The 23,696-nt window shown below is 41.1% G+C and carries 21 protein-coding genes and 2 tRNA genes; 9 read left to right on the top strand and 14 right to left on the bottom strand.

Annotated features, from left to right (window positions below; translation table 11 throughout):
* Positions 1-10: 10 nt before the first annotated feature.
* On the bottom strand, positions 11-1,201 hold the full coding sequence (locus BWD47_RS13485; protein WP_036969427.1) for a class I SAM-dependent methyltransferase: 1,191 nt from the start codon (positions 1,199-1,201) through the stop codon (positions 11-13).
* Positions 1,202-1,336: 135 nt separating this feature from the next.
* Here BWD47_RS13485 and BWD47_RS13480 point away from each other — a divergent pair, with 135 nt between their 5' ends.
* Both BWD47_RS13480 and BWD47_RS13475 read left to right on the top strand, forming a co-directional pair.
* Positions 1,337-1,984, top strand: coding sequence for an HD domain-containing protein (locus BWD47_RS13480; protein WP_075594130.1), 648 nt, complete (start codon positions 1,337-1,339; stop codon positions 1,982-1,984).
* 2 nt (positions 1,985-1,986) lie between these two features.
* Positions 1,987-2,379 (top strand): VOC family protein, encoded by a 393-nt coding sequence (locus BWD47_RS13475; RefSeq protein WP_036969421.1) that lies wholly within the window; start codon positions 1,987-1,989, stop codon positions 2,377-2,379.
* A 22-nt stretch (positions 2,380-2,401) separates the two neighbouring features.
* Here BWD47_RS13475 and BWD47_RS13470 read toward each other — a convergent pair whose 3' ends face one another.
* Positions 2,402-3,391, bottom strand: a complete 990-nt coding sequence (locus tag BWD47_RS13470; protein ID WP_036969419.1) for a two-component system response regulator — start codon at positions 3,389-3,391, stop codon at positions 2,402-2,404.
* A gap of 9 nt (positions 3,392-3,400) precedes the next feature.
* Complete coding sequence (locus tag BWD47_RS13465) at positions 3,401-6,718, bottom strand: PAS domain S-box protein (RefSeq protein WP_036969417.1); 3,318 nt, start codon at positions 6,716-6,718, stop codon at positions 3,401-3,403.
* A gap of 138 nt (positions 6,719-6,856) precedes the next feature.
* On the opposite strand from BWD47_RS13465, the gene BWD47_RS13460 reads away from it, so the two are divergent.
* Positions 6,857-7,927 carry a GGDEF domain-containing protein gene (locus BWD47_RS13460; protein ID WP_036969415.1) on the top strand — a complete coding sequence of 357 codons (1,071 nt, stop codon included), beginning with the start codon at positions 6,857-6,859 and terminating at the stop codon, positions 7,925-7,927.
* Here BWD47_RS13460 and BWD47_RS13455 read toward each other — a convergent pair.
* Positions 7,924-8,904 (bottom strand): ion channel, encoded by a 981-nt coding sequence (locus BWD47_RS13455; protein ID WP_036969411.1) that lies wholly within the window; start codon positions 8,902-8,904, stop codon positions 7,924-7,926. The two genes, BWD47_RS13460 and BWD47_RS13455, sit on opposite strands and share 4 nt — an antisense overlap.
* Before the next feature lie 98 nt (positions 8,905-9,002).
* Here BWD47_RS13455 and BWD47_RS13450 point away from each other — a divergent pair, with 98 nt between their 5' ends.
* Complete coding sequence (locus tag BWD47_RS13450; protein WP_036969409.1) at positions 9,003-9,692, top strand: M48 family metallopeptidase; 690 nt, start codon at positions 9,003-9,005, stop codon at positions 9,690-9,692.
* Positions 9,693-10,012: 320 nt separating this feature from the next.
* Here BWD47_RS13450 and BWD47_RS13445 read toward each other — a convergent pair.
* Positions 10,013-10,097, bottom strand: a tRNA-Tyr gene (locus tag BWD47_RS13445).
* Positions 10,098-10,145: 48 nt separating this feature from the next.
* Positions 10,146-10,230 (bottom strand) — tRNA-Tyr (locus BWD47_RS13440).
* A gap of 112 nt (positions 10,231-10,342) precedes the next feature.
* Here BWD47_RS13440 and BWD47_RS13435 point away from each other — a divergent pair.
* On the top strand, positions 10,343-10,858 hold the full coding sequence (locus BWD47_RS13435) for a VC2046/SO_2500 family protein (RefSeq protein ID WP_036969407.1): 516 nt from the start codon (positions 10,343-10,345) through the stop codon (positions 10,856-10,858).
* Positions 10,859-11,016: 158 nt separating this feature from the next.
* Complete coding sequence (locus tag BWD47_RS13430) at positions 11,017-11,316, top strand: DUF6172 family protein (RefSeq protein WP_036969405.1); 300 nt, start codon at positions 11,017-11,019, stop codon at positions 11,314-11,316.
* A gap of 171 nt (positions 11,317-11,487) precedes the next feature.
* Here BWD47_RS13430 and BWD47_RS13425 read toward each other — a convergent pair whose 3' ends face one another.
* From BWD47_RS13425 to BWD47_RS13415, 3 genes are all read right to left on the bottom strand, one after another.
* Complete coding sequence (locus BWD47_RS13425) at positions 11,488-11,967, bottom strand: YchJ family protein (protein WP_036969402.1); 480 nt, start codon at positions 11,965-11,967, stop codon at positions 11,488-11,490.
* Between the two features lie 40 nt (positions 11,968-12,007).
* Entirely contained in the window at positions 12,008-12,445 is a 438-nt protein-coding gene (locus BWD47_RS13420) for a SulA-like leucine-rich domain-containing protein (protein WP_036969400.1), read from the bottom strand.
* A gap of 301 nt (positions 12,446-12,746) precedes the next feature.
* Entirely contained in the window at positions 12,747-14,672 is a 1,926-nt protein-coding gene (locus BWD47_RS13415; protein WP_075594129.1) for a S9 family peptidase, read from the bottom strand.
* A 147-nt stretch (positions 14,673-14,819) separates the two neighbouring features.
* On the opposite strand from BWD47_RS13415, the gene BWD47_RS13410 reads away from it, so the two are divergent.
* On the top strand, positions 14,820-15,410 hold the full coding sequence (locus BWD47_RS13410) for an ATP-binding cassette domain-containing protein (RefSeq protein WP_036969395.1): 591 nt from the start codon (positions 14,820-14,822) through the stop codon (positions 15,408-15,410).
* Between the two features lie 8 nt (positions 15,411-15,418).
* Positions 15,419-16,504 carry a DUF6136 family protein gene (locus tag BWD47_RS13405; protein ID WP_256213681.1) on the top strand — a complete coding sequence of 362 codons (1,086 nt, stop codon included), beginning with the start codon at positions 15,419-15,421 and terminating at the stop codon, positions 16,502-16,504.
* Here the strand turns inward: BWD47_RS13405 and fadE are convergent.
* Positions 16,501-18,957: an acyl-CoA dehydrogenase FadE gene (fadE, locus tag BWD47_RS13400; protein WP_074989728.1), complete on the bottom strand. Its 2,457-nt coding sequence runs from the start codon at positions 18,955-18,957 to the stop codon at positions 16,501-16,503. The two genes, BWD47_RS13405 and fadE, sit on opposite strands and share 4 nt — an antisense overlap.
* Positions 18,958-19,293: 336 nt before the next feature.
* Here fadE and BWD47_RS13390 point away from each other — a divergent pair, with 336 nt between their 5' ends.
* Positions 19,294-20,058, top strand: a complete 765-nt coding sequence (locus BWD47_RS13390) for a class II glutamine amidotransferase (protein ID WP_036969389.1) — start codon at positions 19,294-19,296, stop codon at positions 20,056-20,058.
* Between the two features lie 19 nt (positions 20,059-20,077).
* On the opposite strand, the gene BWD47_RS13385 is transcribed toward BWD47_RS13390, so the two are convergent.
* The 4 genes from BWD47_RS13385 to cmoB all read right to left on the bottom strand — a co-directional run bounded on the left by BWD47_RS13385 (position 20,078) and on the right by cmoB (position 23,696).
* Complete coding sequence (locus BWD47_RS13385) at positions 20,078-20,890, bottom strand: DUF3108 domain-containing protein (RefSeq protein WP_083422938.1); 813 nt, start codon at positions 20,888-20,890, stop codon at positions 20,078-20,080.
* Positions 20,835-21,482 carry a phosphoribosylglycinamide formyltransferase gene (purN, locus tag BWD47_RS13380; RefSeq protein ID WP_036969383.1) on the bottom strand — a complete coding sequence of 216 codons (648 nt, stop codon included), beginning with the start codon at positions 21,480-21,482 and terminating at the stop codon, positions 20,835-20,837. Before purN ends, BWD47_RS13385 begins: the two co-directional genes overlap by 56 nt.
* Positions 21,482-22,534: a phosphoribosylformylglycinamidine cyclo-ligase gene (gene purM, locus BWD47_RS13375; protein WP_036969381.1), complete on the bottom strand. Its 1,053-nt coding sequence runs from the start codon at positions 22,532-22,534 to the stop codon at positions 21,482-21,484. Before purM ends, purN begins: the two co-directional genes overlap by 1 nt.
* Positions 22,535-22,727: 193 nt before the next feature.
* The gene (cmoB, locus tag BWD47_RS13370; RefSeq protein ID WP_036969378.1) at positions 22,728-23,696 is read right to left on the bottom strand and encodes a tRNA 5-methoxyuridine(34)/uridine 5-oxyacetic acid(34) synthase CmoB; all 969 of its coding nucleotides are present in this window, start codon (positions 23,694-23,696) and stop codon (positions 22,728-22,730) included.

The following is a 23,696-nucleotide window of genomic DNA, read 5'->3' as shown; positions in this document are numbered from 1 at the left end:
TTTAGCTGTTTTAGTACACTTTACAGATAAGGCCTTTTAGGTAAAAACCTTCGGGGTAGCTGCCAGCAATAGGGTGGTCGGCAGCTTGGTTTAATCGTTCCATAATCAGTAAATCTTTACCTGCATCTAGCGCTGCATCGGCAACCACTTTTTGAAATAAGTTTTGTTCCATTAAGCCAGAGCACGAGAACGTTAATAAGGTGCCACCGGGCTTTAGTATTTGCATCGCAATCATATTAATATCTTTATAGCCGCGACATGCGCCGGTCAGCTGTGCTTTATTGTCTGCAAATTTAGGCGGGTCCATCACGATGGTATCAAACAGCTTGCCTTCATCACGGTATTGACGCAGTAACTTAAAGACGTCTTGCTTAACAAAATCGACTTTATTCAAATCTAGGTTGTTGTGCTCTACATTGCGTCTGGCGGTATCGAGCGCAGGTTGTGATACATCCACATTGGTTACATGTTGACAGCCGCCACGTAATGCGTAAAGCGAAAATGTGCCAGTATAACTGAAGCAGTTAAGCACTGTTTTATCTTTAGAGAAGCGTTCTAGAGCCGCACGACTGTCACGTTGGTCTAAATAAAAGCCTGTTTTATGACCTTCTATAATATCGACTTCTAGCTTTAGGCCGTTTTCTTCAATTAATACGGGCTCTGTCGGTGCATTACCCCACAGAACACCTTTGATTGGATCTAACCCTTCTTTTGTTCGCACGTCGACATCAGAGCGCTCGTAGATATCGCAGCCAGGAAAAATAGCCATTAGTGCCGCGACTATTTCGCCCTTATGGCGCTCTGCACCTGCACTGAGTAACTGACATACTAATACGTTATCAAACTTGTCGATTGTGATACCCGGTAAGTAATCAGACTCCGCAGCACTTAAACGAAAGCCTGTTAAGCCTCCCTCGCTGATCACTTGCTGGCGTGCATCGTACGCACGGCGAAGACGCTTTTCGAAGAATGCTTGATCAATCACTTCGTTTTGGTCAAAGCTCCATACACGTGCGCGTATTTGTGACTCTGGGCTGTAAGCTGCAATGGCGAGAAACTTACCGTCATTATCATAAATAGTAACCGTATCACCTAGTCCTGGTTTACCTTTTACTTTTTTAATGGCTTTAGAGAACACCCAAGGGTGTTTTCTTTTTAATGATTTTTCTCGTCCAGCTTGTAGGTAAATAGCAGATGACATAGGGATTCTCGCGTCAAACAAAAGGGGGCATAGTTTAATGAAGCACTGGCAAACATACAATGAATGTTTTGAACAAATCCAGTAACCACGTTAAAGTAAGCATAATTTCAATCAGTTAATGGTAACAGCCGCTTTATGCAGTCAAAAATAGACGTTGCAGAACTTGAAACCCAGTGTCGAGATTTTATTTTATCTTTACTTCATGCCGATGTGGCACACGACATTAGCCACATTGAGCGAGTGGTGAGGGTTGCAAAACAGCTGTGCACTGCAGAAGAGGCTAATATGGCAGTCGTGTTACCTGCAGCCTGGTTACATGATTGCGTTGCGGTTGCTAAAAACCACCCTGATAGAGCGAAAGCGTCAACAATGGCTGCAGATAAAGCGTTGAGTTTTTTATCATCCATTAATTACCCTGAGCAATACTTTGCCGCAATTCATCACGCCATTGTTGCACATAGTTTTAGCGCTAACATCGCAGTACAAAGTGTTGAAGCACAAATAGTCCAAGACGCTGATCGAATGGATGCATTAGGGGCTATTGGGGTAAGTCGCTGCATGAAAGTGGGTGGCTCGATAGGGCGTTACCTTTACCATAAAGACGATCCATTCTGTTTACATCGTGAGCCTGATGACACTAAATACACGCTTGATCACTTTTTTATTAAACTATTGCATATCGCCCAAAGTATGAATACACCTTCGGCGAAAGATGAAGCAAAAAGACGAACAGAGTATATGTTGGCCTTTCTAGAGCAACTTAAATCTGAGATTGGTGAGTAACCATGGGTGTACCTTTATTAAACGGGGTTGATCACTGCCATTTAAATGTTGATGATTTGGCGCGGGCAGTGACATGGTACCGTGATGTGTTAGGTTTTTCTGTGGTTCCTGAGCTTGCTTTTTGGGATGAAGGTAAAGGTCCATTAACCCTTGAAGATCAGGCAAAAACAATCCGTCTCGCATTATTTGAAGCGCCCGGTAATAGTAAAGGGATCGCTTTTAGTGTAAACGCAGCGCAATTTTTAGCGTGGCTTGAGCATTTAGCTCAATTTAATATAAAAACGGTGATTGCCGACCATGGCGTGACTTATTCTATGTATTTTAAAGACTGTGCTGGCAACAGTCATGAAATTACCTCTCATGATTATGAGCAAATTAAAAAGGGGCTTAAGTAAGGCCCCTTTTAATGGGTATAAACTAGCGAGAGTAAGTATTTTTAATCTCGATAATTGCGTCGATTTGGCCAATGAATAAATCGACGAGTTGGGGATCAAAGTGTTTGCCTGATTCGGCTTGTAGCAGCTCTACTGCTTTTTCAACCGGCCACGCATCTTTGTATGGGCGCACAGAGGTGAGTGCATCAAATACATCAGCAATACTGACGATACGACCTTCAATGCTGATCTCTTCTCCTTTTAAACCAAGAGGGTAACCCGTACCATCCCACTTTTCATGATGCTCCAGTGCAAGCTTATGAGCGAGCTGTAATAGGGGAGAGCTTGAATTTTCGAGTATTTTTGCACCAATGACAGCATGTTGCTTCATATGCTCAAACTCGTTGGCATCTAAACGGCCGGGTTTTAAAAGTACCGAATCTGGTATGCCTATTTTGCCAACATCATGCATAGGGGCGGCTTGTTTCAACTGTTCAGCTTGGTATTCAGTCATACCATAAGCTAACGCGAGTACTTTGCTGTAGCGACTCATACGGGCGATATGCTCACCTGTATCTGTGTCTTTATATTCTGCCGCTCGGCCTAAGCGATTAATTAAATCGATATGGGCTAATTGTAATTGCTCGGCCTGCACTAGCGATAAATGTGTTTTCACTCGGGCTCGCACAATAGCAGGGCTGATGGGTTTGGTTATATAATCAACAGCACCAAGTGAAAAGCCTTCGGACTCATCTTGTTCATGGGACAGTGCCGTGACAAATATCACGGGAATATGAGCTGTTTCAGGGTTCGCTTTTAAAATTTTACATACCTCGAAGCCATTCATATCTGGCATCATGACATCCAGTAAAATTAGTTTTGGAGGTTCATTTTCAATGAGCTGCAGAGCTAAATCACCCGATTTAGCAAATGATAACCGATAGTCATTTGCAAGAACTTCACGCATGACCTTAAGATTTGCGGGCTCATCATCAACGACAAGAATTCTTGCTCGATCAGTAATTTGACTCATGACTGCTCCTTAATCAGCTGCAATGCGGTGCTTTAAATTGGCTAATGCAGTACTTGCTGCATCAAAGTCAAAGTTATCAAAATGTCCAACTATCTCTGCGACTGCGTCTTTATACTCGACAGGGGCATTGTTTTGAACATCACTCAGTAGTTCATCATCTATTTCAGCATGCTCGGCTTGATTTTGTAGTGCCTCGATGTGATTTAAAAATACGCTTATCGATACCGCTTGCGAAGGTGTTTTATCAGTATTAACCTGCTCTTGCTCATCGAGTAAAGTAGCCAGTGCTTGCCATTCTTGATAGCACGCAGTTATTAATTTAGAAAAGTCTTCTTTACCCTGTTCTTTTTCGGCCTGCGACAATAAATACAGTAATTTCGTTAGTGTCAAATTGCCCGCCACACCTTTTAGCGTGTGTAACAGTGTCGTTTGTTCAGATGCATTAAGTGTTGACTCTTTTAAACGTAGAATACTCTGCTGATGATTAGCAAGAAATAAGCGTATTTCAGTATTAAGCTTTTCTTTGCTACCCCACATTTGGATACCTTTAACATAATTGATATGTTGCTTTGCTTTGTTATCAGGCTTAGCTGTGATGTGCTTAATTTCTAAACCGAGCACTTTCGCTATCTCATGATTAACTTGTTGTATATCGACGGGTTTGTTTGCAAAGCCATTCATACCTGCTTGCTTAGCTGTGAGCTTATCTTGTTGAAGCACGCTGGCGGTCAACGCGATGATAGGTGTTTTCTTTAATTGTTGTTGCTGCTCTAATTCACGAATTTTTTTACAAGCAGTTATACCATCGCATTCAGGCATGTGGATATCCATTAAAATGATATCAAAGCTGTGTTGTTTAAATTCAGCAATAGCCTCTAGCCCATTTTTTGCTTTATACACTGTGTGGCCAGCTTGTGAGAGTAATATGTTTAATAGCTCGACATTTTGTTCAATATCATCAACCACTAAGACACGAAGAGGTGGTAATGTAAGTAGGTTATTACTGAGTTTATCTACTTTATTAATGTCGCCTTCTTGCAAAGGAAGAGAAAAGAAAAAACAACTGCCTTCGCCTTCATTACTCACGGCACTTATTGTGCCTCCCATAAGCTCGACCAATTGCTTGCTTATGGTGGTGCCTAAGCCTGTGCCGCCAAAGCGACGCGTCATCGTTCCATCGGCTTGTTCAAAAGGTTGGAAAATTGCTTTCAAGCGGTGTTTTGCAATGCCAATCCCAGTGTCTTGCACCTCAAAAAAGAGCTGATTGTTTTGTGTCTTACTTACACTAATCGTGACAGAACCTGATTCTGTAAACTTAACCGCATTACCAATTAAGTTATTGAGTACTTGACGAATACGCGCGTCATCACCGATATAAATTGGTGCGACATCATCAGCAATTTTTAAATCTAATAACAGGTTTTTGCGCTTTGCTTCAAGCCAAAAGGTAGAAACGATGTTATCGAGAAGGGCTTGTAAATTAAAGTGCTCGTGATGAATATCGAGTTTGCCTTTTTCTAATTTTGCCGAGTCTAAAACATCGTTAAGAAGATGCAATAATGAGCGTGCTGCATTATTTACGGTAACGATGTGCTTTTGTTGTTCTTTATTAAGTGGGCTGTCCATTAAAATATCGCTGAACCCGATAATTGCATTCATGGGCGTGCGAATTTCATGGCTCATATTTGCCATAAATGCCTGTTTAGCTTGTGCAGCGGCTTCAGCTTCTTGTTTTGCGTGTTTTAATGATTCTTCATAGATATGGCGTGCGGTAATATCAACTAATACACCATCAATCCACTGAACTTCAGAATCATCCGTTTTGTTAATAGAACCTTGATCTAATACCCAAACGACCTTACCGCTGCGATGGCGTACGCGATACTCAAGTGCATATTGATTTTTTTCAGAGATTGCTTTTGTCATGATCTCATTAATATGCGCTTCGTCTTCTTTATTTATAATGTCAGCAAAACTGATGGCTTTTGACGTAAATTCTTCGGCAGTATAGCCCGTTAGATCAAATACATTGGGACTAATGAACAGCATGCTCCAATGGTCATCGAGCAAACAACGAAATACAGCGCCAGGCGTGTTATTCATTAACGTGCGATATTGCTGTTCTTTTTCTTCTAGGCTGCGTTGTAATGCGCGTTGTTCAGTTAAATCGGTTATGAAGCCCACAAACAACGTTTCTGCATCGGGTTGTTTCACTTCACCAAGACCTAAGCGAATAGGGAATAAATGACCTTCCTTGTGTTTTGCACACACGTCGCGGTTAACGCCAATCACTTTTTTAAGAGCGTGGTTGCCACTGTTTAGCAAATAACCATCGTGCTGAGCCGCAATGTCGTCATCCATCAACACTTTCACGTTCTGACCGAGCACTTCTTCTTGTTTCCAGCCAAAGATACTTTCTGCAGATTTATTAAAGCTTAAAATAATACCGCGACAATTAATTGTCACAATACCATCGATTGCCGTACTTAAAATGGCATCGAGTCGTGATTCTTCTGCCGATTTTTCAGCAAGCAGCATACGATAGCGCACCATACCATTGATAATCGCAACGACAGCGGTTAATAACACGGTAGCAAATGACACCATGGCAGCAATAAAAACAAGATTGGTATTGTCTGTGTTATCGGATAAAAAAGGGGAGGTCGCGACAAATCGCGTTGCAGCCATGCCCATGTAATGCATACCGGCGACAGCAAAACCTAAAATAATGGCGCAAATAATCCGGTTTTGTAATGCGGTTAAATTTTGAAAGTGGTCGTTCAAATGAAAGCGAGTATACAGCCCAATAAATGATAAAAACACGGCAACAAAAATGGATGCAGCAAACCACATAGGGTCATAACGAAGTAATGGGCTCATTTCCATTGCCGCCATACCCGTGTAATGCATGGTACCAATACCTGCGCCCACTAACACAGAACTCATGAGTAACTTTAACCCTGCGGGAATATGTGCAATGTCTTTACTGCGTATTAGTGACATACCTGTGTAGCAGGCTAAAAAAGCAGGAATAAACGAAAAAAATGTCAGAGCAGGATCATAGTTAATGGTTGTGCATAAAGAAAATGCAAGCATACCAATAAAGTGCATACTCCAAATTCCGCCAGACAAGACTAGAGAGCCGGTTGCATTGCCTAGTTTTCTGTATGATTCAAAGCGGGTTTTATTGGCTAAATCAATAATATGCAATGAGAAATATGCAGCAAAAATAGCGGTAGCAATCGAAAGGACAACTAAACTAGGATTGTACACCCCACTTATGATTAAGCTTGGATTTTGATCGGTAATAAAAAATTTCGCGAGCATAATAATTCGTTCAGACTGCAAGTAATGTCAGTCTAATACAATTTGCGCTAGATTTAGAGAAAAAAGATATGACAGACTAAGTAGGATTTATTTCATTAGCTATATTTAATTAGAAAATACTTAAGTGTGAGACTACCCATGCGCAGGACTGAGCAGACACTCGTCGAGCAAATGCAAATAAATGATGTTGAAATTCAGCATAGAATGAATTTATTAGGGCTCTCTTCACAATGCTTAGCATCACTCATTAACTATAAACCACTTATCGAGTCGGCGATTGAAAAAATGGTTGATGAGTTCTATAAAAAGCAAACAGAAGTCGATGAAATTTCATTACTTATTGGAGATGCTGACACACTGACACGTTTAAGAGATGCACAAAGACAATACATTATAGATTTATTTTGCGGCTGTTATGAAAATGATTACGTTAATAATCGGCTACGTATTGGCATGGTACATAAGCGAATTGGGGTAGAGCCCAAACTTTATTTATCGGCGGTATGTACCCTTAAAGAGCTCATTTTTGATGTGTTAAGAAACACCATAAAAGACCATGCAGAGCTAAATCAAACATTAACCATTATTGATAAGCTTATTTATTTTGATACAACATTAGTGTTTGATACGTACATTGCGAGTCTTGTTGGCGAAATAGAAAATGCGAAACGAAGAACAGAAGTGTATGCGAAAGGGCTTGAAGAGAAAGTGGCGCAGCGTACACATGAACTTGAAAAACTTGCCAAACTAGACCCCCTCACAAATTTGTATAATCGCCGAGAAATGCAAGAGTTGTTTCAGCGAGAATTAGCAAGAGCGCGCCGTCAGAAGCTACCTTTGACTATTGTATATTTTGATTTAGACAACTTTAAATCAGTGAATGACACACAAGGGCATTTGAAAGGTGACGAGGTATTAAAATTCATCGGGAAATATCTTAAAAAGAATACAAGAGAAATAGACATTGCCTGTCGTTATGGGGGAGATGAATTTTGCCTGATCATGCCAGATTGCGACGTAGAAAACACCATTGCGATATGTAATAAGCTGATCGTTGCTTTTGAAGCAAAATACCCCGCGTTACATTTGAGTTTTGGCATTATTTCAGCGCCTTTAGACAGCACCGTCGGTGCTGAGGAGCTTATAAATCGTGCTGATCGGAAAATGTACGAGGCTAAAAAGCATCAAGGTTCTCACATAATCCATTAACGTGTCATACGCTTTACAAACACAACCACAAACAGCGCTAGCGAAAAGCTGCCACAAAATGCTTCAATCGCTGCTATGAGCCTTGATAATCCAATGGGGGTAATATCGCCATAGCCTAGCGTTGTAAAAGTAACAACGCTAAAGTAAATGCTGTTTAAAAGTGCTGATACGTTATCATCGAACGAATTATCAAAACTAAATCTAAGCAATGAATCTTGATAGCTGACACCAAATAAAAAGTAACATATTGCGCAACAAACGATAAGAGACAGACTAAAGCGAATGACATTTTCAGGTTTTTCACCATAACCACATAACATGTCAATAAAGCTGGAAGTAATTTGTTTCGTTGATCCTTTCGGGTACTGTGCGTGGCGCATTCTTAATTCTTTATAGGTAAAGTTACCCGCGAGCTCGAAAAGCCCTTGGTGTTCAGACGCTTTACGTAAATTTCTGTATATTTCTTCGGATTGTTCAAATAAGTCGCGCGCAGTCGAGTATTGCCTATTTCGACGAGCTTTAAACGCCTCGGCTTCTTGTAGTAATTGTTCGCCTAAATCGATATTATCAATGCGGCTATCACTGAGTTTAACCCCAAGTAGGTTGGTATTTCGCAAATCGCAGTAGTGTAAGCTGGCGCTATGAAGGTTCGCTTTCATTAAGGATGCATTGGCAATTTTATTGTTGAAAAGATGTGCCCCCGACAAATTGGCTCGATAAAAATTGCAGTAAGAAAGATCATAACCTTCTTCATCATCTTTCTTTATTAAATTTAGACCCACTAAATTTGCACGTTGTAATTGCAGACCCTGAAGTAACCCGCCCTTTTTTGCATATCGTTCAAGTTTTTGAGTCAGCTCTAAGCCTGATTTATCAAATTTATTATCATGCCAAAAGCAATACCCAGAACCCATATCGGTTTCTTGACACGTGTTACCTGTTGGTGAAATGTAGCTACAACACGGTTTATCAGGCATAAGAATAAAAACTTATTTATGAGTCATCTTTATAGATTAGCAGGTATTTTACGGGGTAAAATATAATACAAAGATTTTATTAATTACATTGGCTTATTTTGTTTGAGTACACGTTAAAACGCAGTAAACGTAGAAAAACTGTCGCGATTAAAGTCGCCGAGCAGCAGTTGACTGTGTATGCACCTCACTTTGTCCCGCGTAAAGATATTGAAGCGTGGTTAAAAACAAAGCAGCATTGGGTTGCAGAGCAAGTTACTAAACAATCATTACACGCTGAGCAGTGTCAATTTCCCATTAAAAATTCGCAAATCAAGCTATTTGATCAGGTAATTCCCCTTGTATTTAAGCAAGAAAATTGCAGCCAATGGTATCAAGACACTGATACTCATGAATTAACCCTTGCTATTTCACCGCGCGTTAAACTCACAGACGCAAAGTATCTTGCATTGATGGAAGAGTTTTTACATGACAAGTTAGAAACCTACCTTGAGATGCGTATACAAAACTACTGTATTCAAATGAGAGAAGCGTTACCAACACGTCTTAAAATTCAACATTACAAGCGTCGATGGGGCAGTTGTAATCGCCAAAGAGAGTTAACCTTTAATTTGCACTTAGCCAGTGCGCCCCTATGGGTTATTGATTATGTTGTTGTTCATGAACTTGCGCATTTAAAGCATATGGATCACAGTGCGGCATTTTGGCAACGGGTGAGTGAGTTTTATCCCGAACATAAAAAAGCAAGCAATTGGCTGAAAGTGAATGGTCCATTTTTACGCTGGCTCTAATACTAATCCGCAAAAATACTTAATCATTTTGAGTGATTAAACCAGTCGCTACCTGCGTTAAAAATGTCTGATTTACGACTGCATGGATGCAGGAGGTAGAGCAATGCAGGAGCAATTGCCGAGAACAACTAAATAACTACATTTTTGCCTTGTTATCAACGCGGTTTTATTGCCTCAAAATAGACCACATAATTAAGCGTAATGGTATAACAAAAGGATAATTCAATTGAAAATAGCTGTATTTTTAGTTTAACGATTTAGGAAAAGAGAAGTAAACAATAATATGAAAAATAGAATAGTGAATTAGCAGAGAAGGAAAGTGGTGGAGGGAGCTGGATTCGAACCAGCGAAGGCTGAGCCGTCAGATTTACAGTCTGATCCCTTTGGCCGCTCGGGAACCCCTCCACACTAATTTTTATTGCATTTGGCCCCACTTAACTGAGCGTAGAAAAGTGGTGGAGGGAGCTGGATTCGAACCAGCGAAGGCTGAGCCGTCAGATTTACAGTCTGATCCCTTTGGCCGCTCGGGAACCCCTCCAATGCAACGGCGCTGATAATAGCAAACTGGCTCTTTAAGTAAAGAAAAAAACTAAAGAAAAATAGATTAATGCCGATAACTGGTTAATCTTGAAACTATTCGGCCAAAGTCTATGCAAATTGATGGTTTGTTGCTCAACGAGAGTCAACTTGATAATCGTCTTAACAAAAGTGTTCATGAACACCGCCAAGGTGAGTTTGCCTTATTATTGGCGATGCTGTCTCATGATGCGCTTGATTTTAGCCAGTTTCATTTACCGAAAACAGAATTAACCGATACTCAGAGTTCAGAACACGTACTCAGAAATGAGTTAGGGGCAGGCCCAAAACAACCATTAGCGCCTGAACAATATGATATGTTAATCGGGCAGAATAATGGGCTGCGACTTTTACAAGGTGGCTTGTCAGATATTCGCCTACGTAATTGTCTCAGTCCTGAGCCGCTTGCTATCCGCGATGATAAAAATCATGTGCCGTTAGAAGTCATCGATAACTGTGAGCCAGCAGTCAGAAAACGCTATTACGATAAAAACGCACCCACAGAGCGTATGCAAATGGATGCAGCTGCGTTTTATGACAGCTTAACGGACGACGCGATTCATCAGCCTTTGCAATTGGCAACTGCTTAATTAATTGAAATTGTCATACTCGCCTTGTACGCTACACTTACAAAGATAGGTAAATTGGTGCAAATCAGTAAAAAGTACAGCTAATTTTTTATGTGCTTGTTATAATGCGCCCAAATGGCTTTATGCCATTATCATTGAACCAAGTTATTAGGACTATAATGAAGAAAACATTCACGCTTAACCATGAGAAAATTAAATACCCTCGCATGGTTGATGCAGCTAAGCACGAAGTGAAGAAGTATTTAAAACGTGAGCGTAATAAAACTCTCCCAGAAGATGCCGATTACTGGGCATTTGATTGTAAATTTGGAGAGTCAGCTGACGACGCGAAAGTCGTTCATGTGGCGGAAATTAATAAATGCATTAGCGATATTGAAGCAAAAGGGCTTACATCGTTTTATGTCGAGATTCTAGCGCGTCCAGCACAACGCCAGTTACAAGAATTTGACGAAGAATAGTCGTTATAATTCATAGAATTTAAGAATGGGCCTTGAGGCCCATTTTTATTGTCTGAAATACAATGACATTATTGTGTGTTGATTTATATCACATGCCCACCACGCAACGGCTTTCCCTACAATGGCTAGTCAAGGTTTAGATTGGCTATATAAAAAGTGAATAGCCGTGATTTAAATTGCGTGACACTTTTTATATTTTTTGCCGCTACCGCAAGGGCATTCATCATTACGGCCAATTTTAATATCAGCAACGGGCGTTATTTCACCATCAAGGTAACGCCATAGTCCATCTTCTTTAATAAAACGCGATTTCTCGTGTAACTCACAATACAAGTTTTGGTAAAAGTAATTTGCTTTAAATTCTACAAAACCTTCTTGCTCGTTATATTCAGTATCTAAAACGCTTAGCTTGGTAAAACGACAGCTATTAGCAAAATCTTTGATTTCGCTAACAGGGTTAGCGGTTTGTTGGCTTTGTGCGTATGTTGTAAAGACATATTTTGCATCTTTTAAGGCATAAGCACTAAAGCGAGAACGCATAAGTTGTTCCGGCGTTTGCGCTTGGCTATCGCCTGCGTGCAAAGGTTGGCAGCAAAGCGAGAAATCTTGTTTGCTGCCACAAGGACAAAGGGAGTGTGTGAGTGATGTCATAACAACTTACCTAAAACAATAAATTGCTATTTTAGCAAGCCTATTGTGGCTGCGGTACTAAATTGTTTAATGGGTTGCTTTTGGTGAAGCAGTAAAACTTTGCAGATGCATGTTCTAAATTAAGAGTCATAGAATCTAGTTGATTGTTGCTGACAATATCTGTCCAGGTGATCACTGCGGCAAAGTTACCGTTGTGCAGCGCCGAACTTAACACATATTCAAGATTCACAAGGTGCTTTTGTCTGATCACTAACAGTTTACTGGTGTCGATTGAACATGAATCGAGTAATGCTTTACTTGGCACATGATCAGGTGCAATTAACAATGTCCACGCACTTTGGCTGTTATAGTGATGTAATACCTTTAATAGCTCAAATGTTGCTGAAATTTCGTCTTCAATTTGAATTAAATTAACCGACGCTTTGTCGTTATCTTGTTGATAGCTTTTAACGGTTCTTAAGGTAATTGGCTGTAACATAACTTTCACTCACTGGTTGTTTATACAGTATTTGTATACAGTAGTTTATACAGTGTTTTTGCGCAAGTGTTTTTTTGCTATTTTTTTAACCAATTATTCAGTTTTTAATAATTTTAAAAAATTAAATCTTTAAAAACAATTGGTTATTTTGTTTCTTTGCAGTGTGATATTTTGTGAAAAATGGATGAAATAATATATACAGTGTTTTATATCGAAGTTTATACAGTAGTTTGTATGCAGGATATTTGAGGTTTATACAGGTGTTTTGATAAAGAAGCCGGTGTACACCGGCTTCTAAAATTTAGTTTTTCAAGTACGTATTTAAAAACTCAAGGTACGCGTTTGATGCTTTGATACGGTTTTCTTTTTTAGTAAAACCATGACCTTCGTCATCGAACAACACGTATTCTACGGGGACACCATTCGCTTTTACTGCGGCAACAAGCTCATCACTCTCAACTTGCAATACACGAGGGTCGTTTGCACCTTGAATAACCATCAGTGGTTTCGTAATGTTTTTAGCATGGAAGAGGGGAGATATCGCTCGATGGCGTTCGCCATCAGTTGCAGGGTCACCCATTTCATCGTACAGTGCTTTTTTAAAGCTTTCCCACCAAGGTGGTATAGAGTTTAATGTTCTTACCCAGTTAGTTACGCCAAAAATATTAATACCTACTTTAAATTCTTCAGGTTCGAAAGCCAGCGCCGCTGCCGTCATAAAGCCACCGTAACTGCCACCCATAATGCCAATTTTATCAGCATCAACCCAGTCTAAGCTCTGTAAGTGTTTTTTCCCGTAGACAATATCTTGCAAATCGTCTGTGCCATGCTTTTTATCATCTAAATGGAAAAAAGTTTTACCATAGCCAGAGCTACCGCGATTGTTTACAGCAAATATAGCATAGCCATGATTAACTAAATGCTGCTGCATTGCGCTGTAACCTGTGCGGCTCTGGCCGCCCGGACCCCCATGCACCCACACTAGAGCAGGAACTTTATTATTACTATTAGCCTGTTTGGGCCTATATAAAACGCCAGGGATTTCTAAACCGTCAAAGCTTTTAAAACGCACAATCGTGCTTTCAACGAGATCATTTTGATCAATTGCATCGCTTAAAGTATGGGTCAGTTTTTTTGCTTTCGTTTCGCCTAATTGCCAAACAAATAAGTTACTTGGCGAGGTATCTGAATTTAGGTAAAACGCCATGCTCTTTTCATCAGCTGAAAAGCTTACACCACGTAAATTGCCCGGGGGCAAGGCAGGCATATCGATTTGTTTATTGGTTTTTGTGTCAATGATTGTCACTTTAGTACTGGCATCAGCATTAACCCCACTTACTTGGTAACGCCCTGATTTTGAGAAGTAAATAAAGCTGACATCCCAGTCATCTTTTAGGGCGGGGCTGTGCTCACCTGTCGTTAAGTCATAGCGCCAAACCTGTGAAAATTCACCTTTTGCATCGGTCGAGTAATACAGAGACTTGCTGTCTTTTGAGAATGTTTCAGGGCCATATTGCGCTTCATTATCATGACGAGTGATTAGCTCAGGTTTGAGCGTTTTTTTCATTGTATCGAGAATGAACACATCACTGTCTTTATTAGAGTTATTTTTTGATAAGGCAATAAAGCGGCCATCAGGGCTAATCGCCCCGACATCTAGACCAAGAGTATTTTGATAAACAGGTGTTATTTCATAGCGTGAACTGTCTACGCGATATAAATCCATAAACTTAGGATCGCGTTGATTACTCGTTATAAAAAAGTGCTTGCCATCGTCTGTAAAGCCCGCAAAGCTGGCACGAGTTTCATCGCCAGGAGTCAGGTCTTTGACAGTGCCGTCTGTCTCACGTACATAAATATGATAGCGCTCGTTCCCGCCTGAGTCCTTGGTAAATAATACGCGCTCATCGTTTGGAAAATAGCGAACAGCATAGGTGCTGTCTTCAAAGTTTGTTAAACGTGTTTTGTTCGCTGTTTTAATATCAATTTCATAGAGGCTATAGATGCCGCTTTCATCACTGCTAACAAGGATTTTGTCACCTTTAGGTGAAAAGCTGCTGCCCATAATTGAAGTGGTATCAAAAAATGTTTCAGCGTCATACTGTTTAATAGTGTGTTCTTGTTGCTGACTAATTGCGCTGGTGGTCGTTTGGTTTGATTGTGAACATCCTGCTAATGCAAGGCTTAATGCACACGCAATGGCTGCTAGTTGAAAACTCGGTTTCATTTTAATTATTCCTTATTATTTTTCCGTTATTGAGTCTTACTTGTTCAATATATAAACGCAAGTTTTGCAGCTAAATAATTGTTACAAAGCATGTAACTTTTTAGGGACATTGCTGTGTTACAATTTAAATTTCGCAAAGGAATGGCAATGATAGAAATAAAAAATCTCAATAAGCGTTTTGCTACAGCAACCGTGTTCGAAAATTATAATAAGCAATTTAACAGTAAGAAAATGTGCTTACAGGCGAGCAATGGGAGTGGCAAAACCACGTTACTGATGATAATTGCTGGCCTTGAAAAACCACAGTCGGGGCAAATAATGTATGCTAATAAACAGCATAGTTCACCACAAAAGTATGTGGCTATTGCCAGCGATCGCATTTGTTTACCTGATTTTTTAACGGCTCAGCAAATTATTCAACTGACCTGTAAAGCCTTAAATGTGCCTGCGCCAATTGACCTTATTAACGGATTTAAGTTCAGCGAACACTTACACACCCGTTTTAGCGCATTATCGACAGGCAATCAAAAAAAATGCCAGCTTATAATCACGTTTATGAAGCGGGCGCCTTATTTGCTTTTAGATGAGCCGAGTGCAGCACTTGACCAAGCAAGTATCCATTATTTACTAAATTTGCTTGATAACTATTTAAGTGATAAACCCGATGGGCAAATCATTTTAACCAGCCACGAGCCAGATGTGTTTTTACACCAAGGCTTTGAGTGTACGCCATTATGATAGAGAGCTTGTCACGTTATAATGCATTAATGAGCTACCGCTATTTAGCATATACAACTGCACTTAAGAACTTACTGGCGCAGCTTAAAAACTTTGGTTTGTTGTTTGCGTTAGTGCTTGGGCCTGCGGTTTTAGGCATCGCGCTGTTGTTATTTTTGGGGCTGGGTAAAATTGTAGACAGCCATGAACATGCCCGTTTTAGCGCCCAGTTAGCTTTGCTCTATCTGGCACTGCAAGCCGTTATGTTATGGGCTGTTGCTCCTGCTATAACAAACTCAGAAAATAGAGCCTTTCAAGCACATATCTTTAAGCCTGCTTGGCTAATTTTAATCGACTGTAAGCTTTTACTACTCAGTAATGTGTGGTTAATGGCAAGCTTATTGATAGCCGTTGACCTTCGTCTTCAGCAATGGTTGCAGGTTCCTCATTTTATTCTATTTATGCTGTTGCAGTGGCTGTGCGGTTTAATGGTAATTTATAGACCTTATTCGCTATTTTATGGTTTTTTAGCGTGTAGTATTCTGGTTCTTTTACCGTTTAGTTTAGATTCCTTACACTACCATAGCGGCTTTTTAATTGGTTTTATGGGGAGTTTATTTTTTCCTAACATGAACCTCAGTCATAAACGTGTGGTTAGTTCACTCACTTCATTTTGGATTAGTTACTTTTTGGAGCACAGCTGGAGTGTAATTTGGCGAAGTGCTTTGTTTACTGCAAGCCTATTAGCCGCAGTGCAACTAGTTGAAATTCGTAGCGACTTTAATCATGCGATACAGGTTATGGTGTTGGCAAACTGTGTATTACTAGGTAGTTCATTACAGTTTGATTGCTTTGCTGTGCTTCAAAAATACCGAGTGTTTTTTCAAACAAATGGTCAGTACAGACGGTTTTATTTAAGTCATTTTATACCCAGTTTACTGTTTTATGGTGCAGCGACATTGGCGGCAATGCTTTTGTTAAATGTTTTACAATGGCCGCTGGTCGCTTTGGCTGCTGTGTGGTGCTTTTTACAGCAGCTTTTAGCGCAAAAAAAACCAGCGCATTATGCGCTGGTTTGGTGTGTTATAACAATTGGAATAGCGTTAATTGCTTAAGCTGCATCAGCTTTGCTGTTATTTCCGCTACGTGCAGCTTTACCTGCAATGAGGTCAGCTGGGTCAAAATCGTCTACGTTAATTACATCGAGACGAGCTTTTTCAACAGCAGCTAATTTATCAGCTTCGGCTTGGCTTAAAATGCCTGCTTCAAGGCCCATTTGTGCCACTTTATCAAGTTGGAAGAAAGGCAGTTTTACACCTTTTTCGCGGCATACTTTATCAAATAATGGTTCAACTTCTAGTACGTCTTTAAGCGTTTGCTCTTGACGGCCCACTAAGTTAAGTGGCTCATTTTTAAGGTATACATAACTTGCTAAACGGTTACGTGTTTCGCTAGGTACTTGTAATAAGTGTGCGAGTTTGTGCTCAAGCTTATCTGTTGGTTTGCGTACTGGGCGACCAAATGGGAATAACATGATTTTAAGCATCGCACGAAGCGCAGCAGACGGCATGTTATTAATTAAGTCAGCCAGTGCACGTTGGCAGTGATAAAGGTGATCTTGGCAGCTCCATTGAACAAGCGCAAAATCTTCTTTTTTACGGCCTTCGTCGTTGTAACGTTTAAGTGTTGCAGACACTAGGTATAAGTAGCTTAGTAAGTCACCTAAACGTGCTGAGATACGCTCTTTACGTTTTAATGAACCACCAAATACAGCCATGCTGATGTCAGACATTAATGCAAGTGAAGCACTAAAACGTGACGCTACGCGGTAAAACTCTGCGGTTTCATCTTTGTACGGCGTACTTGTAAAGCGCGCACCGGTGAATGCTAACCACTTAGTACGTACTAGGTTCGAAATGGTAAAACCAATATGACCCATAAGTGCTTTGTCGAATACTGCAAGTGCTTCTTCGCGGTCTTCAATCGAGCATGCACCTAGTTCAGTAAGTACGAACGGATGACAACGAATTGCACCTTGACCATAAATGATCATGTTACGCGTAAGAATGTTTGCACCTTCAACTGTTATTGCAATTGGCGCACCTTGGTAACCACGGCCTAAATAATTGTTTGGACCAAGCATAATGCCTTTACCACCGTGAACATCCATGCCGTGAATGGTTGCTTCACGCATTTGTTCTGTTAAGTGGTATTTAATGATAGCTGATACCACTGACGGCTTTTCACCAAGGTCAACGGCACCGGTCGACATGCTGACTGCGGCATCAGAGCTGTAGGCATAACCTGCAAGTTTTGCGAGTGACTCTTCAACCCCTTCCATTTGACCGATAGGTAAACGGAATTGACGACGAATGCGGCTGTATGAACCAGTAGCAAGTGCGATGGTTTTAATTCCACCCGTTGAATTAGACGGCAAGGTGATTGCGCGGCCTACCGATAAGCATTCAACCAACATACGCCAGCCTTGGCCAGCCATTTTAGGGCCACCAATGATGTAATCTAGTGGAACGAAAATATCTTTACCGCGAGTAGGACCATTTTGGAATGGAACATTTAGCGGGAAGTGACGACGACCAATTTCAACCCCAGGGGTGTCTGTTGGGATGAGCGCACAAGTAATACCTGGCTCTTTGTCATCACCTAATAAACCGTCTGGATCTTGTAATTTAAAAGCAAGACCAAGCACTGTCGCAACAGGTGCAAGGGTAATGTAACGTTTATTCCATGTTAGGCTAATACCTACCACTTCTTCACCATTCCACTGACCTTTACATACGACACCGTAATCAGGAATAGCACTCGCGTCTGAACCGGCTTCAGGTGAGGTTAGGGCGAAACATGGAATTTCTTGACCACTTGCTAAGCGTGGTAAGTAATGATCTTTTTGCTCTTTAGTACCATAGTGCTGAAGCAGCTCACCTGGACCTAACGAGTTAGGCACACCAACAATTGAAGAAAGTAGTGTTGATTTACTCGTAAGCTTTTGCAGTACGCATGATTGTGCAAACGCAGAAAACTCTAAACCGCCGTATTCTTTTTTGATGATCATGGCAAAGAATTTATTATCTTTTAGATATTGCCAAACATCTTGTGGTAAATCGGTTAATTCATGAGTTGCGTGCCAATCATCAAGCATGCCACATACTTCTTCAACAGGACCATCAATAAAGGCTTGCTCTTCAATGGTTAGTTTGGGTACTGGGTATTGATGTAATTTATTCCAGTCAGGACGGCCGCAGAATAGATCTGCTTCCCACCATGTTGTACCGGCATCGATTGCTGATTTTTCTGTATCCGACATTGTCGGAGTGACTTTTTTAAATGCAGCAAAAATAGGCTTGATAATGTATTGTTGACGAATGCTAGTCACAGAAAGTGGCACAGCAATTAATAAGAATAGTAGCCAACTAATTGCGCCAAACGCGCCAGCAAAAGTGCCAACAAGTAAGGTCGCAATGGCAATACCTAAGCAGGTATTCCAGCTTGCTCTGTGGTAACTCGCAATACTAAGCAGCACGAGTAAACCAAGTAAAAATAAGAGAGTCATTGATTATTCCTTAATAGAGGTCAGACCACCTCTCTTAGAGTAGCGCTAGATACGCTAATTATCAAGAGGGGGACACGGATAAAACTAATTTTACCTGTTCATTTTTTTACAGTGTAAACCATGATGAGCAGACAACCAGATTGGCGTTTAGGTTTATTATTGCGATTTAATAAATAATAATGTTGATAAAAGTAAAAATTTAGCGTGTTCAACCAGATAGTTAATAAAATACAAATAGGGTAGTTGCTAATAGTGTCGCTATGTTTAACAATAACTGCTGGCACAGCTTCGCTATTAATGCCATTCCTTCATTTAGTTTTATAGGTAAAGAGTTCTATGTGTGAGTTGCTTGGCATGTCTGCCAATGTACCAACGGATATTTGTTTTAGTTTTTCAGGCTTATTAGAACGTGGCGGTAACACCGGACCACATAAAGATGGCTGGGGCATTACTTTTTATGAAGGAAAAGGCTGCCGTACGTTTAAAGATCCTGAGCCAAGCTGCCAATCTGAGATTGCAAAGCTTGTTAAAGCGTATCCTATAAAGAGTATTTCGGTTATTAGTCATATTCGTCAGGGCAATCGTGGCCGCGTGTGTCTTGAAAATACACACCCATTCACGCGTGAATTATGGGGCCGCGAAATTACTTACGCACATAATGGTCAGTTGTCTAATTATCATGACTTAAAGCCTGATTACTATCGGCCAGTTGGCAACACCGACAGTGAATTGGCTTTTTGCTGGCTACTCGATAAAATTCGTGAAAAGTACCCTAAGCGCCCATCCAACATGGCGTCGGTTTTCCGTTATGCCGCAAAACTCGCCCATACTCTGCGAGAAAAGGGGGTGTTTAATATGCTATTAACGGATGGCGTGTATGTGTTGGCTTATTGTACTAATAATCTGCATTGGATCACCCGTCGTGCGCCGTTTGGCAAAGCCACATTAATTGATGCTGATATGGTGGTTGATTTTCAAAAAGAAACCACACCGAATGATGTGGTTACTGTCATTGCAACCCGACCACTTACCCACGATGAGCGCTGGCAAAAAATGGAACCAGGTGAGTTTGTGCTATTTAAAATGGGTGAGAAAATATAACGATAAAATCGAAGCGCTTTTACGGCGCTTCGTTACTCATTTCTTGCTTAACCGCAGTCGGCGTACTCACAGGTGCTGTTACTGTGAATGAGTTAAGTTGTACTTCAAACTGTTCCACGCCTTTTTCGCCTTTCCACATACGCACTAACATGTAATCCATTTCGGGAGCAAACCAAGCAAGGGCTTGACGTTTATCGTTATCGTATAAGCGTTTTACTTTAATGGCTTCAATATTGCCGATTGGTAAAGAAATCATTTCGGTGCCAATGACTTCAAAGTCGTAGCTACGCAGATTTCCTTTTTTATCTACTAATGGGTATGAAAGCTGGGTTTTACCTTGCTTTAACTCTTCGCGCACTTGAACTTGGTACGACAGAGAGTCTTGAAAATCATCTGACCAATCAAATTTTAGCGGGTATTTACTTTGATTACTGTTCACTTGCTTTTGTGCAGCATCAAATTTTAATGTGTACTCTTTATCAGGTCCTGTACCAGAGCGCTCCATTGTGTAGCTTAAAGGCGATACTTTTTGATCTTGATAGGTAAATTTTGAAGTTTCTTTTCGTGAATCAGAAAATATCATCCATTCGATTTCACTATGATAAGTTAGCACATAGCTATCGTTGGCTGTTTTTTTAAGTTCGCGTACTGCTTTACCATGGGTTTCACCTTTACGAAGTACATCGTATTTGGCTTGGTATTGAGTGAGATCGCCAGCTAAAACACTGGTAGGAAGTAATAAAGTGCCCACACACGCGAGTAGGGCACTTCGATTTTTATTCTGGGTAGTGCGCGCCGTGTGCAGGAAGTTGTTTTTCGTCAAAAACTGCATAATCTGCTTCCATCTTGAGTCGTTGTTCACTGAACCACTTGACCACCAAAGGATAGATTATATGTTCTTGCTGATGAACACGTTGTGCGAGTGTTTCTGCGGTATCGTTTTCGAGTACCGGCACTTTGGCTTGAAGCACAACGGGACCACCGTCTAGCTCTTCTGTCACAAAGTGAACACTAACGCCATGAACATCATCTTTTGCGTCTATAGCTCTTTGATGGGTATTCAGCCCTTGGTACTTAGGCAACAAAGAAGGATGAATGTTCAACATTTTTCCTTTAAATTTTTGCACTAAGTTAGGTGTTAGAATACGCATAAAACCAGCTAATACAACCAGATTTGGTTCAAAACTGTCAATAATGTCCATTAACTCTGCATCATAGGCCTCGCGTGAGTCAAAGTCTTTATGGCTAAGTACACGTGTTTGTATACCTGCATTCTTTGCTCGTTCAAGGCCATAGGCGTCGGCTTTATTACTAATTACAGCGGCGATATTGGCGTTAATTTCACCACGTCCACAGGCATCAATGATGGCCTGAAGATTCGAACCACTACCAGAAATTAATACAACAAGACGACAAGGGGCCATTAATCACGGCCACCTAGAATTTCAACTTGCTCTTCGCCAGCTTTTGCATCTTGGATTTCACCGATATGCCATGCATTTTCGCCAAGATCTTTTAGAATCGCTAAGCTTTGCTCAAGTTTATCGGCTGGAACAACTAATACCATGCCAACACCACAGTTAAATGTACGGTACATTTCGTGAGTTGTGATGTTGCCATTTTCTTGTAACCAGTTGAAAATTACAGGCCATTCCCAGCTGTCACCTTTGATCACTGCTTTTGCAGATTCAGGTAAAACACGTGGGATATTTTCCCAGAAACCACCGCCTGTGATGTGCGATAACGCGTGAACGTCAACCTGCTTAAATAACTCAAGAAGTTGTTTAACGTAGATGCGAGTTGGCTCTAAAAGGTGATCGCCCAGTGTTTTGCCGTCTAGGTCAGCGCTTGTGTCAGCACCTGATACTTCAAGTACTTTACGAATTAATGAGAAGCCGTTTGAATGAGGACCACTTGATGCTAGAGCGATTAATTGGTCGCCAGCAGCCACTTTAGTGCCATCGATAATTTTTGACTTTTCTACAACGCCGGTGCAGAAACCAGCCATATCGTAGTCTTCACCTTCATACATACCTGGCATTTCAGCAGTCTCACCACCGATTAACGCACAGCCAGAAAGCTCACAGCCTTTACCGATACCTGTTACAACATCAGCTGCAGTGTCGACGTCTAATTTACCCGTTGCATAGTAATCAAGGAAAAATAGTGGCTCAGCACCTTGTACAATAAGGTCGTTCACACACATAGCAACAAGGTCGATACCCACTGTATCGTGCTTTTTAAGATCGATTGCTAAACGTAGTTTTGTACCAACACCGTCTGTGCCAGCAACCAGGACAGGCTCTTTATAGCCAGTTGGTAGTTCGCAAAGTGCGCCAAAACCACCGATACCGCCCATTACTTCAGGACGTTTGGTTTTTTTAACGACGCCTTTAATACGCTCAACAAGTGCATTACCGGCATCGATATCTACGCCCGCGTCTTTATAGCTAAGAGACTGTTTTTGTTCGCTCACAGGTTTTCCTCAAAAAAGTTGCATGTGGGTTGCTTAGAAACGCGCGTATTTTACAACAATTGCACTGGCGCGGCTAGTTGAAAAATCACTTTAACCGACTTGACAAGGACAGTTGTCCGCAAAATGAGAATGAAGGTGTAAGGATAGAGGCGCCACTGTGTTCTGGCGCCTAAATAAAGAGGGGTAAAATAGGTTAGGCTTTCGCCGTTAAAATAGCCCGCAGAGGAGCAGGGTAGCCCTCAATCGTTTTGCTGGTGTCGGTGGGGTCTAAAAAGTCAACCAGTGACTCGTTTTCCATCCACTGGGTTTTGCGTTGTTCTTCAAGTGTGGTGATTGCACAATCTTTAACTTGGACATCTTTAAAACCAACGCGCTCCATCCACAGCTTTAATGCTGCCGTACTTGGAATAAACCACACGTTGCGCATTTTTGCGTAACGATCGGTGGGCACAAGTACCGTGTGTTCGTCACCTTCGACAACCAGCGTTTCTAACACTAATTCACCCCCAGGACGAAGCTGTGCTTTTAATTGGGCTAAAAAGTCGATAGGCGAGCGACGATGATATAACACCCCCATCGAAAACACGGTATCAAACGCTTTAAGCTCTGGCAGTGCTTCAACACCGAGTGGTAATAAGTGAACATTGTCATCTTGGTGGTAATGTTTAATCGCTTGAAACTGGCATAAAAATAGATCAGAGGGGTCAATGCCCACCACAAAGTTGGCACCTTCACCACGCATACGCCATAAGTGGTAACCAGAACCACAGCCAATATCAAGTACTGTACGGCCTTTTAATGGCTCAATATGCGGCAACAAACGATCCCATTTCCAATCGCTGCGCCATTCAGTATCAATGTCGATACCGTGTAAGCTAAATGGGCCTTTACGCCAAGGCATCATGCGTTTTAATAAATGGGTGAGCTGCTTTTGTTGACCTTCTGATAACTCATCGCCTGTGCCTATCTGTACTTTATCTTGCAGGTTTACATGATCCGTACTGATTTCTGGTAAGTTTTTTAATACCTTTTGCCATTTGGGTAAATCACCATGACTTGCTTCTTGCTCCCAATGCTTAAGTTGAGCAGGCAAGGTTTCGAGCCAATGACTGAGCGGGCTTTGTGCTATTGCAGCGTAAAATTGGTTAAACCATTGAGACAT

Origin of the sequence: Pseudoalteromonas sp. PAB 2.2 (assembly GCF_001938575.1) — a bacterium.
In the GTDB taxonomy this organism is placed as follows: domain Bacteria; phylum Pseudomonadota; class Gammaproteobacteria; order Enterobacterales; family Alteromonadaceae; genus Pseudoalteromonas; species Pseudoalteromonas lipolytica.
This window is presented reverse-complemented; position numbering and strand designations above follow the sequence as displayed.

Excerpts from the sequence above, each read along its gene's own strand:
- BWD47_RS13475 (WP_036969421.1), top strand. The coding sequence starts at position 1,987 with ATGGGTGTACCTTTATTAAACGGGGTTGATCACTGCCATTTAAATGTT.
- BWD47_RS13480 (WP_075594130.1), top strand. The coding sequence starts at position 1,337 with ATGCAGTCAAAAATAGACGTTGCAGAACTTGAAACCCAGTGTCGAGAT.
- BWD47_RS13460 (WP_036969415.1), top strand. The coding sequence starts at position 6,857 with ATGCGCAGGACTGAGCAGACACTCGTCGAGCAAATGCAAATAAATGAT.
- BWD47_RS13390 (WP_036969389.1), top strand. The coding sequence starts at position 19,294 with ATGTGTGAGTTGCTTGGCATGTCTGCCAATGTACCAACGGATATTTGT.
- BWD47_RS13465 (WP_036969417.1), bottom strand. The coding sequence starts at position 6,718 with ATGCTCGCGAAATTTTTTATTACCGATCAAAATCCAAGCTTAATCATA.
- BWD47_RS13455 (WP_036969411.1), bottom strand. The coding sequence starts at position 8,904 with ATGCCTGATAAACCGTGTTGTAGCTACATTTCACCAACAGGTAACACG.
- BWD47_RS13415 (WP_075594129.1), bottom strand. The coding sequence starts at position 14,672 with ATGAAACCGAGTTTTCAACTAGCAGCCATTGCGTGTGCATTAAGCCTT.
- BWD47_RS13470 (WP_036969419.1), bottom strand. The coding sequence starts at position 3,391 with ATGAGTCAAATTACTGATCGAGCAAGAATTCTTGTCGTTGATGATGAG.
- BWD47_RS13485 (WP_036969427.1), bottom strand. The coding sequence starts at position 1,201 with ATGTCATCTGCTATTTACCTACAAGCTGGACGAGAAAAATCATTAAAA.
- fadE (WP_074989728.1), bottom strand. The coding sequence starts at position 18,957 with ATGACTCTCTTATTTTTACTTGGTTTACTCGTGCTGCTTAGTATTGCG.
- BWD47_RS13420 (WP_036969400.1), bottom strand. The coding sequence starts at position 12,445 with ATGTTACAGCCAATTACCTTAAGAACCGTTAAAAGCTATCAACAAGAT.
- BWD47_RS13425 (WP_036969402.1), bottom strand. The coding sequence starts at position 11,967 with ATGACATCACTCACACACTCCCTTTGTCCTTGTGGCAGCAAACAAGAT.
- BWD47_RS13410 (WP_036969395.1), top strand. The coding sequence starts at position 14,820 with ATGATAGAAATAAAAAATCTCAATAAGCGTTTTGCTACAGCAACCGTG.
- BWD47_RS13435 (WP_036969407.1), top strand. The coding sequence starts at position 10,343 with ATGCAAATTGATGGTTTGTTGCTCAACGAGAGTCAACTTGATAATCGT.
- purN (WP_036969383.1), bottom strand. The coding sequence starts at position 21,482 with ATGGCCCCTTGTCGTCTTGTTGTATTAATTTCTGGTAGTGGTTCGAAT.
- cmoB (WP_036969378.1), bottom strand. The coding sequence starts at position 23,696 with ATGTCTCAATGGTTTAACCAATTTTACGCTGCAATAGCACAAAGCCCG.
- BWD47_RS13430 (WP_036969405.1), top strand. The coding sequence starts at position 11,017 with ATGAAGAAAACATTCACGCTTAACCATGAGAAAATTAAATACCCTCGC.
- BWD47_RS13385 (WP_083422938.1), bottom strand. The coding sequence starts at position 20,890 with ATGCAGTTTTTGACGAAAAACAACTTCCTGCACACGGCGCGCACTACC.